Raw genomic sequence first — 14,709 nt, 5'->3', positions numbered from 1 at the left:
CCCGGGCGCGACTTCCTCGGTCAAGCTGGTCGGGACGCCGTCGGCCCGTCGGTCAGGTGGCGGCCCCGGGTGTCTCCCGGGTCCGCGTCAGGCGCGGGCCGCCGTGCCGGGGTCGGGCCCGGCGGCCTCCGCGGAGCGTTGGTCGTCCTTCTCCTCGACGTCTTTCGCGTCGACGTGTCTCGTGCTGTCGTCGGCTGCCGGCTCCGCGCCCGCGGTCCCCGCGCTCACGACGAGGGCCGGGTCGGTGGCCGTCTCGGGGGTCGCGTCCGGGGTGTCCTGCCCCGGCTCGCGGCGTGCGTCGGTCTCACGACCGGGCCGCAGGCGTCCGATGACGACGAATGCTGCCAGAGCACCGAGCCCTACCACGATCGACGTCCACACGTTGAGCCGGAGCCCCAGGACGTGCTCGGCAGTGTCGATGCGCAGCGCCTCGATCCAGCCGCGGCCCAGGGTGTAGAGCACGACGTAGAGCCAGAATACGCGACCATGACCGAGCCTGAACCGTCTGTCTACCCAGACGATGGCCGCGGCCATGGCGAGGTTCCACAGCAGCTCGTAGAGGAACGTGGGATGAAAGAGCGTCCCCTCGGCGTACCGCAGGCCGGTCGCGGGGTCGAGGGGCAGGTAGGCAGCGTCGATGCGCAGGCCCCACGGCAGGGTCGTGGGCGCGCCGAACAGCTCCTGGTTGAACCAGTTGCCCAGGCGCCCGACCGCCTGCGCCACCAGCAGCGCCGGCGCGATGGCGTCGGCGAACACGGGCATGCGGATGTTCTGGCGCCGGCACCCGATGTAGGCGCCGACGGCGCCGAGCGCCACGGCGCCCCAGATGCCCAGGCCGCCTTCCCAGACGTAGAGCGCCTTGACGGGGTCGCCGCCGGGGCCCCAGTAGGGGTCCGGCGTCGTGATGACGTGGTACAGCCGCCCGCCCACGATGCCGAACGGCACCGCCCAGAAGGCGATCTCGAGGACGTCGTCGGCGGTGCCGCCAGCCGTGCGGCGCACGAACCGGCGCGAGGTGATCCAGACCGCGAGCACGATGCCGGCGAGGATCGCCAGGGCGTAGGCGCGCACGGGGAACCCGCCGAGGTACCACGTGTGCTCGGGCGGGCTCGGGATGGCGGTCGGGACGACGGCGCCGAGCGACGCGAACCCGGTGGCCGCGAGGCCCGTCACGCCGCGCCCCCGCCGTGGGGGGCCCGCGCGCGGGCGACGCCGGCGGCGAGGTCCGCCGCGACCGCACGCACGGCGTCGAGCCGGCGCTCCCACGGCTCGTCGCCGAGCAGCGGGCGCACGAAGGCCGAGCCGACGATGACGCCGTCGGCGAAGGCGCCGACCTGGGCGGCCTGCTCGCCGTTCGACACGCCCAGGCCCACGCACACGCGCGGGGCGCCGGCGGCGCGGGTGTCCGCGACCAGCTGCTCGGCGCGGTCGCCCACCCGGGCGCGCACGCCCGTGACCCCCATGGTCGAGGCGGCGTAGACGAAGCCGCGCGACGCGGCAGCGGTCAGGCGCAGCCGCTCGGTCGTCGAGCTGGGCGCCACGAGGAACACCTTGTCCAGCCCGTGGGCGTCCGCGGCGGCGATCCACTCGGCGCCCTCGTCGGGGACGAGGTCCGGCGTGATGAGGCCGGCGCCGCCGGCGGCCGCGAGGTCGCGGGCGAAGGCGTCGACGCCGTAGCGCAGCACGGGGTTCCAGTAGGTCATGACCAGCACCGGCACGTGCGGGGCGTGCTCGGTCACCGCGCGCACGACGCGGAAGACGTCGGCCACGCGGGTGCCGGCGGCCAGCGCCTGCTCGGCGGCGCGCTGGATCACCGGGCCGTCCATCACGGGGTCGGTGTACGGGATGCCGAGCTCGACGACGTCGACGCCGGCGTCGACCATGGCCTTCACGGCCTCGATCGACCGCTCGGGCGTCGGGAAGCCGACCGGCAGGTAGCCCACGAGCGCGGGCCGGCCGGCCGCGCGCAGCTCCTCGATGCGCGCCGCGGTGCGCGAGCGCGGGGCGTCGGCCGGCGCGGCAGCCGGCGTGGTCGCCGGGGCGGGGCTCTGGGCCGGGATCGCGGGAGTGCTCACAGGTCCCCCTCCGTGGTCAGCGGGTCGACGTCGGCGTCCGGGCCCTCGCCCGTCTCGAGCAGGCCGAACCACCGCGCCGCGGTGGCCACGTCCTTGTCGCCGCGGCCGGACAGGTTCACGACGATCACCTTGTCGCGCTCCCCCGCCGCGGCGAGCTCGCGGCCCACCTGCATCGCGCCGGCGAGGGCGTGCGCCGACTCGATCGCCGGGATGATGCCCTCGGTCCGGCACAGCAGCCGGAAGGCCTCCATGGCCTCGTCGTCGGTCACCGGGCGGTAGGTCGCGCGACCGAGGTCGTGCAGCCACGCGTGGGCCGGGCCGACGCTCGGGTAGTCGAGCCCCGCGGAGACGGAGTGGCTCGGCAGCGTCTGGCCGTCGGCGTCCTGCAGCAGGTAGGAGCGGGCGCCGTGCAGCACGCCGGGCGCGCCGCCGGAGAACCGGGCGGCGTGCCGGCCGGAGTCGACGCCCTCGCCGCCGGCCTCGAAGCCGTACAGGGCGACGTCGGGGTCGTCGAGGAAGGCGTTGAACAGCCCGAGGGCGTTGGAGCCGCCGCCGACGCACGCGGCGACGACGTCGGGCAGCCGGCCGGTGCGCTCGAGCACCTGCTCGCGCGCCTCCTCGCCGATGATGCGGTGGAACTCGCGCACCATCTCGGGGAACGGGTGCGGCCCGGTGACCGTGCCGAGCAGGTAGTGGGTGCTCTCGACGTTGGCGACCCAGTCGCGCAGCGCCTCGTTGATGGCGTCCTTGAGCGTGCGCGAGCCGATCTGCACGGGCACGACCTCCGCCCCGAGCAGCCGCATGCGGGCCACGTTGAGGGCCTGGCGCCGGGTGTCCTCCTCGCCCATGTACACGACGCACTCGAGATCGAGCAGGGCGGCGGCCGTCGCCGTGGCGACGCCGTGCTGGCCGGCGCCGGTCTCGGCAATGACCCGCGTCTTGCCCATCCGCTTCACGAGCAGCGCCTGGCCCAGCACGTTGTTGATCTTGTGCGAGCCGGTGTGGTTGAGGTCCTCGCGCTTGAGGAACACCCGCTGCCCGCCGGCGTGCCGGGCGAACCGGGGCACCTCGGTCAGCGGGGAGGGCCGGCCGGTGTACTCCCGGTGCAGCCGGGCCAGCTCGGCCCGGAACTCCGGGTCGTCGAGCGCCTTGCGGTACTCCGTCTCGAGCTCGTCCAGCGCGGCGTACAGCGCCTCGGGCACGAAGCGGCCGCCGAACTGGCCGAAGTACGGCCCGTGCTGGTCGGCCAGGCGGGTCGCGGCGGCCTCGACCGGGTCGTCGGGGTGCTCGCCCAGGACCTGGTGGGCCAGGGTGTCGGAGAGCGCGTCGCTGACCGGCGTCGGCGAGCCGGTGGCGTGCGGGTCGGTCGAGGGCACGGGGACCTTCCCTTCCATGCGGTGGGTGGGGCGCGGGTGGGGGCGCGGGTCGGTGGGGCGCAGCGGGCTGGACGGGACGTCCGGGTCCGCGGCGTCCGGGGCGCGGCGGGCCGTCAGGAGTGCGCGGCCGGCCGCACGGACCACAGGGCCGGGTGCTGGCCCGCGGCCACGAGGTCGGCGACCGAGCGGCGCGGCGCGTCCCCGGTGACGAGCGCCTCGCCCACGAGCACGGCGTGGGCGCCGGCCCGCGCGTAGTCCATGACGTCGTGCGGCCCGCGCACGCCGGACTCGGCGACGCGGACGACGTCGTCGGGGATGAGCGGCGCGAGGCGCGCGAAGACCGACCGGTCCACCTGGAGCGTCTTGAGGTCGCGGGCGTTGACGCCCACGACCCGGGCGCCGGCGTCGAGCGCCCGGCGCACCTCGTCGGCGGTGTGGGCCTCGACCAGCGCGGTCATGCCCAGGGAGTGCACGCGCTCGACCAGCGAGGTGAGCACCGTCTGCTCGAGCGCGGCGACGATGAGCAGGACGACGTCGGCGCCGTGCGCGCGGGCCTCCCAGACCTGGTACGGCGTGACCACGAAGTCCTTGCGCAGCACCGGGACGTCGACCTTGGCGCGCACCGCGTCCAGGTCGGCGAGGCTGCCGCCGAACCGCCGCTGCTCGGTGAGCACGGAGATGACGCTGGCGCCGCCCCCGGCGTACTCCTGCGCCAGGGCGGCCGGGTCGGAGATCGAGGCGAGCGAGCCCTTGCTGGGGCTGGAGCGCTTCACCTCGGCGATCACGGCCACCGCGTCCTGCGCGCGCAGCCGGCTGACGACCTCGAGGGCGCCCGCGGCGCGCGCGGCGCGCTCCTTGAGCACGTCGAGCGGCGTGGCCGCCTGGCGCGCGGCGAGGTCCTCGCGGACTCCCGCGACGATGTCCTCCAGGACCGTCATGCTGGCCCCCTCCCCCGTCGTGAACGTACCGGATCCTGCCGGCCGTGCCGACACGGACCATCGTAGGGCCCGCGCCGGGGTGACCTTGACCACCCTCCGAGCGGTGAGACGACGACGGCGCCCGACCGCTGCGGTCGGGCGCCGTCGGGCGCGGTGCGAGGCTCGCCGGCTCAGCGCTGGGGGCGCTGGCGCGGGCCGCCGCCGGCGACCGGCTCGGGGTCCGGCTGGCCGAGGCCCATCCGACGCAGCACGAGCCCGACGACCAGCGCGACCGCGATGACGACCAGGCCCACGACGAACAGCACGACCGACGCGAGGACGACGGCGATCGCGGAGATCAGCGCGCCGACGGTGACGCCCGCCATGGCGGTCCAGGACGCGACCGTCTTGCCCTCGTTGTGGTGCGGCGCGGCCGGGGGCAGGTAGGCGTACTCGTTCGTGTTCTCGGCCATGGTGGTCATGGGGCCTTTCGTGACGTGCTGATGGGTGCCCGTGCTGGTTGGCGTCGGCGGGACCAGCCTAGCGGTCCGCCGTGGGATCGGTGCCGCGGGTGAGCGCGTCCCACGCGTCGTGGGCGTCGACGTCGCCCTCGTCGCCCGGCTCCCCGTCGGCCGCCGCCGGCTCCGCGGCGTCCGCGCCCGTGGGCGCGCTGCCGGCGGCGGCGCCTGCCGGCGCGCCGGCGGTCGCGCCCGCGCGCTCGTGCCGGCCGGACGTCGCGCTCCAGCCGCGGGAGGCGACCGCGGCGAGCAGCGCGACGACGACCGCCAGGACGCCGACGGCGGCGGTGAGCCAGGGCCACACCGCCAGCGAGACGGGGGCGGTGAGGTCGGTCACGCCGGCCGTCTCGCTCGCCCCCGCGACCGCCGCCGGCCGGGGGTCCGTGGCGACGGTGAGCGCCGACGCGGTCACCAGCACGCCCGCCCCGGCGGCGACGACGAGCACCACCCACCGGGCGACCCGGCCGCCCAGCGCGAGGGCGAGGCCCGCGGCCACGAGGACCAGCGCCCCGGCGCCGATCGCGGGTGCGGCGTCCGTGCCGGTGACCGTCACCGCGACGTGCGGGTCGAGCGCCGTCGCGACCTGCGAGCGCACCCACACCGGCGCGGCGGTCGCCAGCGCGGCGCCGCCGAGCAGGACGACGGCCCAGGTGGCCTGTGCGCGGGTCAGGGCGCGGGTCAGGGCGCCGCTCATGCGCCGGCCCCCCTGCGTCCCTCAGGTCCGCCCGCGCCAGGTCCCTCCGCGACCGCCGCGGCCGGCTCGGCCGCGCCGTCGGCGCCGAGGCGCGCGAACCGGGCGGCGAGCTGCACGGCCCGCACGGCCGCCGCGGCCTTGTTGCGCGACTCGGCGTACTCGAGCGCCGGCACCGAGTCGGCGACGATGCCGCCGCCGGCCTGGACCGAGGCGCGCCCGTCGCGCACGAACGCGGTGCGGATCGCGATGGCCATGTCCATGTTGCCGCCGAAGTCGAGGTAGCCGACCGTGCCGCCGTAGATGCCGCGCGAGGCCGGCTCGAGCTCGTCGATCAGCGCGATGGCGCGCGGCTTGGGCGCCCCGGAGAGCGTCCCGGCGGGGAACGTCGCCCGCAGCGTGTCCAGGGCCGTGCGGCCCGGGCGCAGCCGCCCGACCACCGTGGAGCACAGGTGCATGATGTGGCTGAACCGGCGCAGGACCATGAACTCGACGACCTCGACGGTGGTCGGCTGGCACACCTTGACCAGGTCGTTGCGCGAGAGGTCCACGAGCATGAGGTGCTCGGCGCGCTCCTTGGGGTCGGCGTACAGCTCCTCGGCCAGCGCGACGTCCTCCTCCACCGTGGCGCCGCGCGGGCGGGAGCCGGCGATGGGGTAGGTCGTCACGTGGCCGGCGTCGACCTTGACCAGCGTCTCGGGGCTCGAGCCCACCACCTGGAAGTCCCGGCCCTGGGGGTCGGTCAGGTGGAAGTAGTACATGTACGGGCTCGGGTTGATGGTCCGCAGCGCCCGGTAGACGTCCAGCGGGTCGGCCGGGCAGTCGAGGTCGAGCCGCTGGGACAGCACGACCTGGAAGACCTCGCCGTCGCGGATGGCCTCCTTGCCGGCGGCCACCGCCTCCTCGAACTCCGCGCGCGTCGAGCGGAACTCGAGCTCGGGCTCGGCGGCGTCGTCGCGCAGCACGGTGGCCACGCGCGGCGCGGGCGCGGCCAGCCGCGCGGCGAGGGCGTCGAGGCGCGCGACGGCGTCCGCGTGCGCCTCGTCGACACGCTCGTCGGTGTCGTCCATGTTGATCGCGTTGGCCACGAGCCAGACGGCGCCGGTGTGGTGGTCGATCGCGAGCAGGTCGGTGGCCAGGCACAGCGCGAGCTCCGGGGCGCCGAGCTCGTCGGGCGCGGTGGCGGGCAGGGTGGGCTCCCAGTGGCGCACGGCGTCCCAGCCCACCGCGCCCGCCATGCCGCCCGTCAGCGGCGGCAGGCCGGCGACCGGCGGGGTGCGCAGCGCCTCGAGCGTCGCCTCGAGCACGTCGACGACGTCGCCCGAGGTGGGGATGCCGGCGGGCACGTCCCCCGTCCACACCGCCTGCCCGTCGCGGGCCGTGAGCTGGGCGCGCGACGCGACGCCGACGAACGACCAGCGCGACCAGGCGCCCGAGGCGTCGGCGGACTCCAGCACGAACGTGCCCGGGCGGCCGTGCGCCAGGGCGCGGTACAGGCCCACGGGGGTGGCGTCGTCGGCCAGCACGCGGCGCACCACGGGGATCACCCGGCGGTCGCGGGCGAGCGTCCGGAACGTCGGCAGGTCCGGCCAGGTGGCGCCCCAGGGCAGGTCGGCGGGCAGGCGGACCTCGTCGGCCGGGGCCGCGCCCGGGGCGGCGGTCGGGGCTGCGGTCGGGGCTGCGGTCGAAGAGGTGGTCGGGGAGGTGGTCGGGGTCGCGGCGCTCACGCCTCCACCTCCGCGGGCTCGCCGACCACGGCGGGCAGCTCGCCGCCGGCCAGGAAGCACGTGCGCGCGCCGGTGTGGCACGCGGCGCCCACCTGGTCGACCTCGACGAGCAGCGCGTCGCCGTCGCAGTCGATGGACACGCCCTTGACCCACTGCACGTGCCCGGAGGTGTCGCCCTTGCGCCAGTACTCCTGCCGCGAGCGCGACCAGAAGGTCACGCGGCCGGTGGTCAGCGTGCGGCGGAGGGCCTCGTCGTCCATCCAGCCGAGCATGAGGACCTCACGGGTGTCGTGCTGCTGCACGATCGCGGCCACGAGGCCGTGCTCGTCACGCTTGAGGCGGGCGGCGATCTGCGGGTCGAGGGCGGTGTCAGGCACCCTGCCATCCTCCCACGCCAGGCCCCGTGCCGACCCCGCGCGCCACGCACCGCACCCGGCGGGACCGGCAGCGGCGGGCGGGATCGGCAGGGGCCGGTCAGCGGGTCTGCGCCACCCAGCTCGCGTGCATGCGGGCGTAGACCCCGCCGGCGGCCGCCAGCTCGGCGTGCGGGCCGACCTCGACGACGTGCCCGGCGTCGACCACGACGACGAGGTCGCTGGCCTCGGCCGTCGAGAGGCGGTGGGCGATGGTGATGGTCGTGCGGCCGGTGGTCAGCGAGTCGAGGGCGCGGGCGATGCGGACCTCGGTGGCCGGGTCGACGGCGGACGTGGCCTCGTCGAGCACGAGCAGGTCCGGCGCGGCGAGGTAGGCGCGCGCGATGGCGACGAGCTGCCGCTCCCCCGCGCTGAGGGCCTCGCCGCGCTGCCCGACGGGCGTGTCGAGCCCGGCCGGCAGGTCGGCGAGCCAGTCGGTCAGGCCGAGCGCGGCGAACGCGTCGCTCACCCGCGCGCGCACGGCCTCGGCGGGCAGGCCGGCCTCGCGCAGGCCGTAGGCGGCGTTGTCGGCGACCGTGCCGTCGAAGAGGAACCCCTCCTGCGGCACGAGCACCACCCGCTCGCGCAGCGAGGCGAGGGTGACCCGGCGCAGGTCCACGCCGTCGAGCAGCACCTGCCCGGCGGTGGGATCCATGAGGCGGGTGACGAGCTTGGCGATCGTCGTCTTGCCCGAGCCGGTCTGCCCGACCACGGCGACCTTGGCCCGGGCCGGCAGCACGAGGTCCACGCCGTGCAGCACCTCCGGGCCGCCGGGGTAGCCGAACCGCACGCCGCGCAGCTCCACGTGGGCCGGCCCGCGCGGGGAGGCGACGGCGTCGGGCGCCTCGGCCACGTCGACCGGGGTCTCCACGACGGCCAGCACCCGGCGCCAGCCGGCGACGGCGTTCTGCAGCTCGTTGAGGATCTCGGTGGCCATCTGCACCGGGCCGGTGAACAGCTGGACGAGGAAGAGGAACGCCACCACCTGCCCGGCGGTCAGCGCGCCGCCGACGCCCAGGTGGGCGCCGACCACCACGACGGCGGCGAGGGCGAGGTTGGACACCAGCGTGCCGCTCGAGAACGACGACGCCACGAGGAGCTGGGCGCGTCCCTGGGCGCGGCGGGTGGACTCGACGGCGGCCCCGACGCGGCGGCCGGTGCGCGCGCCGACGCCGTAGGCCCGCACCGCCTCCGCGCCGACCACGGCCTCGGAGACGGCGGCGAGCATCGCGCCGACCCGCTCGCGCACCCGCGTGTAGGCGGCGTTCACGTGCTTCTGCGCGAACCGCAGGATCAGGTACAGCGGCACGAAGCAGGCCCACACCACGAGCGTGAGCTGCCACGAGTAGACGAGCATCAGCGCGCTGGCGACCAGCAGCTGCAGCGTGGAGACGAGCAGCATGATGCCGCCCCACTGCACGAACAGCGAGATGGTGTCGACGTCGCTGGTGACCCGCGAGACGAGCGATCCGCGCCGCTCGGTGCCCTGCGTGAGCGCGGCCAGGTCGTGCACGTGCCGGAACGCCCGCACGCGCAGCGCCGCGAGGCCCGCCTCGGTGCGGCTGACGAGGCGCACGTTGACCAGCGCGGAGCACACCGCGGCGCCCAGCACGGCGAGCGCGGCCAGCCCCGCCAGCGCGGCCACGCGCCCGACGTCGGGCCCGCCGGCGGCCAGCACCCCGTCGTCGACCGTGCGCTGCACGGCCACGGGCACGACGACGCGCCCCACCGCCGCGAGCACGGCGAGCGCCAGCGTCCACCCGATGCCCTGGACGATCTGCGGGCTGATCTGCACCCCGCGGCGCAGGGTGGCCAGCACGCCGAGCGTGCTGGCCGACGCGATCGACGCCGACGCGGGCGTGCTCATCGGACCTCCTCGGCGGCCTCGTCGGTGCGGACGGCCTCCGCGGCCGCGTCGGTCTCCTGCGCCGCCAGGGACCCGAGGGCCTCGGCGTCGGCCGCGTCGGCGACCTCCCGCGCCCGGCGGGCGGCCTCGGCCTCGTACGCCGTCGCGATCGCGCGGTAGCCCGGGTCGCGCGCGAGCAGCTCGGCGTGCGTGCCGGTGTCGACCACGCGGCCGCCGTCGAGGTGCACGACGGCGTCGGCGAGCGCGACCGACGACATCCGGTAGGCGACCATGACGACGGTGGGCGCCTCGCCGGAGGCGCCGGCCTCGGCGAGGCCGGCGAGGATCTGCTGCTCGACGCGCGGGTCGACGGCCGACGTGGCGTCGTCCAGCACGAGCAGGCGCGGGCGGCGCACGAGGGCGCGGGCCACGGCGAGGCGCTGGCGCTGGCCGCCGGAGAGGTTGGCGCCGCGCTCGCCCAGCGGCGCGTCCAGGCCGCCCGGCAGCCCGCGGACGACCTCGTCGAGCCGCGCGAGCCGCAGCGCCGCCCACACCTCGTCGTCGGACGGCGCGGGCTCGCCCGGGTCGGCCAGCGTGACGTTGCCGCGCACGGTGTCCTCGAAGACGAACGTCTGCTGGGTCACGAGCGCCACCTGCGCCGGGATCTCGCCGGCGGCCAGCGTGCGCACGTCCGTGCCGTCGAGCAGCACGCGCCCGCGCGTCGGGTCGGACAGGCGCGACAGCAGCGAGACCAGCGTCGTCTTGCCGGCGCCCGTGGGGCCGACGACGGCGACGGTGCTGCCCGGCGCGACGTCCAGGTCGACGCCGTCGAGCAGCGTGGTGGTGCGCCCGGCCGGGCCGGGCACGTCGACGCCGACGGCCTCGAGCCGCACGGCCAGGCCGCCGGCGCGGCGCGGCAGCGCGGCGTCGCCGGGGCGCAGCGCGCCGCGGTGGTCGACGACGCGGGCGATGCGCTCGTAGCCCACGAGGCCGCGCGGCAGCTCGCCGAGCACCCAGCCGAAGGCGCGCACCGGCACCGCCATGACGGTGAGCAGGTAGCCGGCGGTGACGACGTCGCCGGCGTCCACCGCGCCGGCGCCGGCGCGCCACACGCCGACGCCGAGCACGAGCAGCGTGCCGAGGTTCGGCAGCGTGTCGATGACCGGGTCGAACACCGCCCGCACGCTCCCCGCCCGCACGTTGGCGGCGCGCAGCTCGTCGGTGCGCGCCGCGAAGCGCTCCTCCTCGCGGTCGGCGGTGCCGAGGGACTTGACCAGCAGCGCCGCCTCGAAGCTCTCGTGGGCGACGTCGGCGACCTCGCCGCGCAGCTGCTGGGCGCGGGTGACGGCGGGCGTCATGTACCGCTGGAACACGATGTTCGCCACGACGGTCAGCGGGATCACGACGAGCGCCGCGGCGGCCAGCCACGGGTCGACGGCCAGCAGCATCACGGTGGCCACGACGATCATCACCACGACGCCCAGGGCGAAGGGCACGGAGTTGAACACGCCGGTGGCGGCCTCGACGTCGGAGCTCGCGTGGGCGAGCAGCTGGCCGGCCGGGTGCGCCCGGTGCCACGACATGGGCAGGCGCAGGTAGGCGGCGGCCAGCCGGCGCCGGTGCAGCGCGCCGACGTCGACGTAGCCCCAGCCCGCCCACACCCGCCGGCCCCACACGCTGACGGCCAGGGTGAGCGCCACGGCGGCCAGCACGAGCCCGGCCTGCCAGATCCGCCCGCGGGCGGCGGCGTCGCCGGCGATCGCCGGGACGACGACCGCGTCCGTGGCCCACCCGACGGCGCGCGAGACGGCCACCGTGGCGGCGCCGAACAGCGACGAGAAGCCGATGGCCAGGACGTAGACCCAGGGGTCGGCGGCGATGCCGCGGCCGACGAGCTGCAGCGAGCGGCGCAGCCGCGAGCCCGTCAGCGCGACGGGGCGGGCGGGCTCGCCCGGCAGGTCCGCCAGGCCGGCTCGGGCCACGCTCAGCGCACCTCGACGCCGGCGGCGCGCATCGCGTCCTTGACCTGCCCGACCGTGAGGGTGCCGAAGTGGAACACGCTGGCCGCGAGCACGGCGTCGGCGCCCGCCTGCGCGGCGGCCACGAAGTGCTCCGGCTCCCCCGCCCCGCCCGAGGCGATCAGCGGCACCTGCACCCGCGAGCGCACGGCGGCGAGCATCTCCAGGTCGAACCCGGCGGTGGTGCCGTCGGCGTCCATCGAGTTGAGCAGGATCTCGCCGGCGCCCAGGCGGGCGGCGCGCTCGGCCCACTCCACGGCGTCGATGCCGGTGCCGCGGCGGCCGCCGTGGGTGGTCACCTCGAAGCCCGACTCCGTGACGGTGCCGCCGGTGACGCGGCGCGCGTCGACGCTGAGGGTGAGCACCTGGGAGCCGAACCGGTCGGCGATCTCGGCGATGAGCTCGGGCCGCGCGATCGCGGCCGTGTTGACGCCCACCTTGTCGGCGCCGGCGCGCAGCAGGCGGTCGACGTCGTCGGTGCTGCGCACCCCGCCGCCGACGGTCAGCGGCACGAACACCTGCTCGGCGGTGCGGCGCACGACGTCGACCATGGTCTCGCGCCCGCCGGAGGAGGCGGACACGTCGAGGAACGTGACCTCGTCGGCGCCCTCGGCGTCGTAGCGCGCGGCGAGCTCGACCGGGTCGCCGGCGTCGCGCAGGTTCGCGAAGTTGACGCCCTTGACGACGCGGCCGGCGTCGACGTCGAGGCACGGGATCACCCGGACGGCGACGGACATGCTGATGACTACCCTTCGGTGGGCGACGCGGACGGTTGCTGCTGCTCCGCGGTGACCTGCTGGTGCGCGTCGAGGATGTCCACGACGTACACGAGGGTCTCGTCCGCGAGCTCGCTGGCGGTCCCACCGTAGCCGAGCGACGGGGGCACCACGAGCATCACCCGCGAGCCGACCGTCTGCTCGAGCAGCCCCTGGTCCCAGCCCTCGATCACCTGGCCGACGCCGATCGTGGCGGACTGGGGGGGCTCGCCCTCGCTCCAGGTGGTGTCGAACACCGTCCCGTCGCCCCAGCGCACGCCGGTGAACCGGACGGTGACCACCTGGCCGACCTCGACCTGCGGGCCCGTGCCGCGCACGAGCGGCTGCACGACGAGGTCGTCGGGCGGGGTGGCGTCCTGCGGCACCGTGACGGTCGGGGCGCCGTCGTCGTCGGTCTCCACGGCGGGCAGCCCCTCGGCCGGCTCGACGGGGTCGCCGTCGGCGCGGGTGGGCAGCACGTCGACCACGAGCACCACCGGCACGCCCTCGTCCTGCTCGAGGTGGAGCAACCGCGCCCCGACGCGGGCGCCCGCGAGGGCCTCGTGGAGGTTGGCGCCCAGCGACTCGACGCTCATGGTGCGCCACTCGGGGGCGTCCCGGTAGGTGTTCTTCAGCACGGAGCCGTCGCGCCCGTCCTGGGCGTACAGGTGCAGCAGCACCGGTCCGCCCTCCTCGAGCGCCGCGCCCGTGCCCGGCCAGACGGTGCGGGTCTCCGGCGCGGTGACCCGCACGGGCCCGTCGAGCTCGACCTGCGGCGGCTCGCCCTCCTGGCCCGTGACCTGCACGGCGGCGGCCGAGGCGGAGGCGGCCGGGTCGGCGTCGCCGCCGGGGCCGCAGGCCGTCAGCAGCGCGAGCAGCGGGGCGAGGAGCAGGGCGAGGAGCCGGCGGCGGGACCGGGGCTGGGACTGGCGGTGGGACTGGCGGTGGGACTGGCGGTGGGACGCAGAGCGACGAGCGGGGCCGGGCACGCCGACGAGTGTCACATGCTCTCGATGAGCCGGTCCACGCGCTCGTCGACGCTGCGGAACGGGTCCTTGCACAGCACGGTGCGCTGGGCCTGGTCGTTGAGCTTCAGGTGCACCCAGTCGACCGTGTAGTCGCGGCGGGCCTCCTGCGCGGCGCGCACGAAGTCGCCGCGCAGCTTGGCGCGCGTGGTGGGCGGCGGCACCGCCGTCGACTCGAAGATCTCGACGTCGGTGGTGACCCGGTCGACCAGGCCGCGCGCCGCGAGCATGTTGTACAGGCCCTCGGTGCGCGAGATGTCGTGGTAGGCCAGGTCGAGCCGCGCGATCCGGGGGTCGTCGAGCTCGAGGCCGTGCTTGGCCCGGTAGCGCTCGATGAGCCGCAGCTTGATCACCCAGTCGAGCTCGCGCTCGACCAGGGACAGGTCGCCCGTGGCGATCGCGCGCAGCCCGCGCTCCCACAGGTCGAGCACCTGCTTGGTCACCGGTGACGGGTCCAGGTGGGCGTCCACGTACTCCCGCGCGCGCAGGAAGTACTCGGTCTGGATGTCGACGGCCGACATGGTGCGCCCGTCCGCCAGCTGCACGGGGTGCGTGCCGGTGCGGTCGTGGCTGATCTCGCGGATCGCCCGGATCGGGTTCTCCAGGGACAGGTCGCGCATCGGCACGCCGGCCTCGACGAGCCGCAGCACCAGGTCCGTCGCGCCGACCTTGAGCATCGTCGTCGGCTCGGCCATCGAGGAGTCGCCGACGATCACGTGCAGCCGGCGGTAGGACTCGGCGTCGGCGTGCGGCTCGTCGCGCGTGTTGATGATCGGGCGCGAGCGCGTGGTCGCCGAGGACACGGCCTCCCAGATGTGGTCGGCCCGCTGCGACAGGCAGTAGACCGCCCCGCGCGGGGTGGCGAGCACCTTGCCGGCGCCCACGAGCACCTGCCGGGTGATGAGGAACGGCACGAGGATCTCGCTGAGGCGGGCGAAGTCGCCCTGGCGGCGCACGAGGTAGTTCTCGTGGCAGCCGTAGGAGTTGCCCGCGGAGTCCGTGTTGTTCTTGAACAGGTGCACGGTGCCCGGCAGGCCCTCGTGGGCGAGCCGCTGCTGGGCGTCCGCCACCAGGCCCTCGAGGATGCGCTCGCCACCCTTGTCGTACGTGACCAGCTGGCGCACGTCGTCGCACTCGGCAGTCGCGTACTCCGGGTGGGAGCCGACGTCGAGGTACAGCCGCGACCCGTTGCGCAGGAACACGTTGGACGAGCGGCCCCACGCCACCACCTTGCGGAACAGGTAGCGCGCCACCTCGTCCGCGCTCAGACCACGCCCGTCGGGCGCGGCGCACGTGACGCCGTACTCCGTCTCGAGCCCGAAGATCCTGCGTTCCATGGCCGGCCTCC

At 76.1% G+C, this 14,709-nt stretch carries 13 protein-coding genes; all 13 read right to left on the bottom strand.

What is annotated here, in order from left to right:
- Nucleotides 1-87: 87 nt before the first annotated feature.
- Nucleotides 88-1,173, bottom strand: coding sequence for a prolipoprotein diacylglyceryl transferase (gene lgt / locus GSF02_RS08430; protein ID WP_159794674.1), 1,086 nt, complete (start codon nt 1,171-1,173; stop codon nt 88-90).
- Entirely contained in the window at nt 1,170-1,979 is an 810-nt protein-coding gene (gene trpA, locus GSF02_RS08425) for a tryptophan synthase subunit alpha (RefSeq protein ID WP_235915458.1), read from the bottom strand. The genes lgt and trpA overlap by 4 nt, the downstream gene beginning before the upstream one ends.
- Before the next feature lie 92 nt (nt 1,980-2,071).
- Nucleotides 2,072-3,370, bottom strand: a complete 1,299-nt coding sequence (gene trpB / locus GSF02_RS08420) for a tryptophan synthase subunit beta (RefSeq protein ID WP_235915457.1) — start codon at nt 3,368-3,370, stop codon at nt 2,072-2,074.
- 194 nt (nt 3,371-3,564) lie between these two features.
- Nucleotides 3,565-4,389 (bottom strand): indole-3-glycerol phosphate synthase TrpC, encoded by an 825-nt coding sequence (gene trpC, locus GSF02_RS08415; RefSeq protein ID WP_159794670.1) that lies wholly within the window; start codon nt 4,387-4,389, stop codon nt 3,565-3,567.
- Between the two features lie 170 nt (nt 4,390-4,559).
- Entirely contained in the window at nt 4,560-4,850 is a 291-nt protein-coding gene (locus GSF02_RS08410) for an HGxxPAAW family protein (protein WP_235915453.1), read from the bottom strand.
- A 58-nt stretch (nt 4,851-4,908) separates the two neighbouring features.
- A complete protein-coding gene (locus GSF02_RS08405; RefSeq protein ID WP_159794668.1) occupies nt 4,909-5,580 on the bottom strand; it encodes a Trp biosynthesis-associated membrane protein in 672 nt (223 codons plus the stop codon).
- Nucleotides 5,577-7,199 (bottom strand): anthranilate synthase component I, encoded by a 1,623-nt coding sequence (locus tag GSF02_RS08400; protein ID WP_159794729.1) that lies wholly within the window; start codon nt 7,197-7,199, stop codon nt 5,577-5,579. The genes GSF02_RS08405 and GSF02_RS08400 overlap by 4 nt, the downstream gene beginning before the upstream one ends.
- Nucleotides 7,200-7,300: 101 nt before the next feature.
- The gene (hisI, locus tag GSF02_RS08395) at nt 7,301-7,681 is read right to left on the bottom strand and encodes a phosphoribosyl-AMP cyclohydrolase (protein WP_159794666.1); all 381 of its coding nucleotides are present in this window, start codon (nt 7,679-7,681) and stop codon (nt 7,301-7,303) included.
- A 97-nt stretch (nt 7,682-7,778) separates the two neighbouring features.
- Entirely contained in the window at nt 7,779-9,584 is a 1,806-nt protein-coding gene (locus GSF02_RS08390) for an ABC transporter ATP-binding protein (protein WP_159794664.1), read from the bottom strand.
- Entirely contained in the window at nt 9,581-11,545 is a 1,965-nt protein-coding gene (locus GSF02_RS08385; protein ID WP_235915452.1) for an ABC transporter ATP-binding protein, read from the bottom strand. Before GSF02_RS08385 ends, GSF02_RS08390 begins: the two co-directional genes overlap by 4 nt.
- A gap of 2 nt (nt 11,546-11,547) precedes the next feature.
- Nucleotides 11,548-12,318: an imidazole glycerol phosphate synthase subunit HisF gene (hisF, locus tag GSF02_RS08380; RefSeq protein WP_159794662.1), complete on the bottom strand. Its 771-nt coding sequence runs from the start codon at nt 12,316-12,318 to the stop codon at nt 11,548-11,550.
- 8 nt (nt 12,319-12,326) lie between these two features.
- Entirely contained in the window at nt 12,327-13,325 is a 999-nt protein-coding gene (locus tag GSF02_RS08375) for an FKBP-type peptidyl-prolyl cis-trans isomerase (RefSeq protein WP_235915451.1), read from the bottom strand.
- An 11-nt stretch (nt 13,326-13,336) separates the two neighbouring features.
- A complete protein-coding gene (gene pafA, locus GSF02_RS08370; RefSeq protein WP_159794660.1) occupies nt 13,337-14,698 on the bottom strand; it encodes a Pup--protein ligase in 1,362 nt (453 codons plus the stop codon).
- Between the last annotated feature and the right edge of the window lie 11 nt (nt 14,699-14,709).

It is taken from the genome of Puerhibacterium puerhi, from assembly GCF_009846865.1.
Lineage (GTDB): Bacteria > Actinomycetota > Actinomycetes > Actinomycetales > Cellulomonadaceae > Puerhibacterium > Puerhibacterium puerhi.
The sequence above is the reverse complement of the archived record's forward strand: the minus strand, read 5'-3'. Positions and strand labels throughout refer to the sequence as shown.

What these genes read in the sequence shown, in the direction of transcription:
- trpC (WP_159794670.1), bottom strand. Translation starts at nt 4,389, where the DNA reads ATGACGGTCCTGGAGGACATCGTCGCGGGAGTCCGCGAGGACCTCGCC.
- GSF02_RS08410 (WP_235915453.1), bottom strand. Translation starts at nt 4,850, where the DNA reads ATGACCACCATGGCCGAGAACACGAACGAGTACGCCTACCTGCCCCCG.
- GSF02_RS08405 (WP_159794668.1), bottom strand. Translation starts at nt 5,580, where the DNA reads ATGAGCGGCGCCCTGACCCGCGCCCTGACCCGCGCACAGGCCACCTGG.
- GSF02_RS08390 (WP_159794664.1), bottom strand. Translation starts at nt 9,584, where the DNA reads ATGAGCACGCCCGCGTCGGCGTCGATCGCGTCGGCCAGCACGCTCGGC.
- hisF (WP_159794662.1), bottom strand. Translation starts at nt 12,318, where the DNA reads ATGTCCGTCGCCGTCCGGGTGATCCCGTGCCTCGACGTCGACGCCGGC.
- pafA (WP_159794660.1), bottom strand. Translation starts at nt 14,698, where the DNA reads ATGGAACGCAGGATCTTCGGGCTCGAGACGGAGTACGGCGTCACGTGC.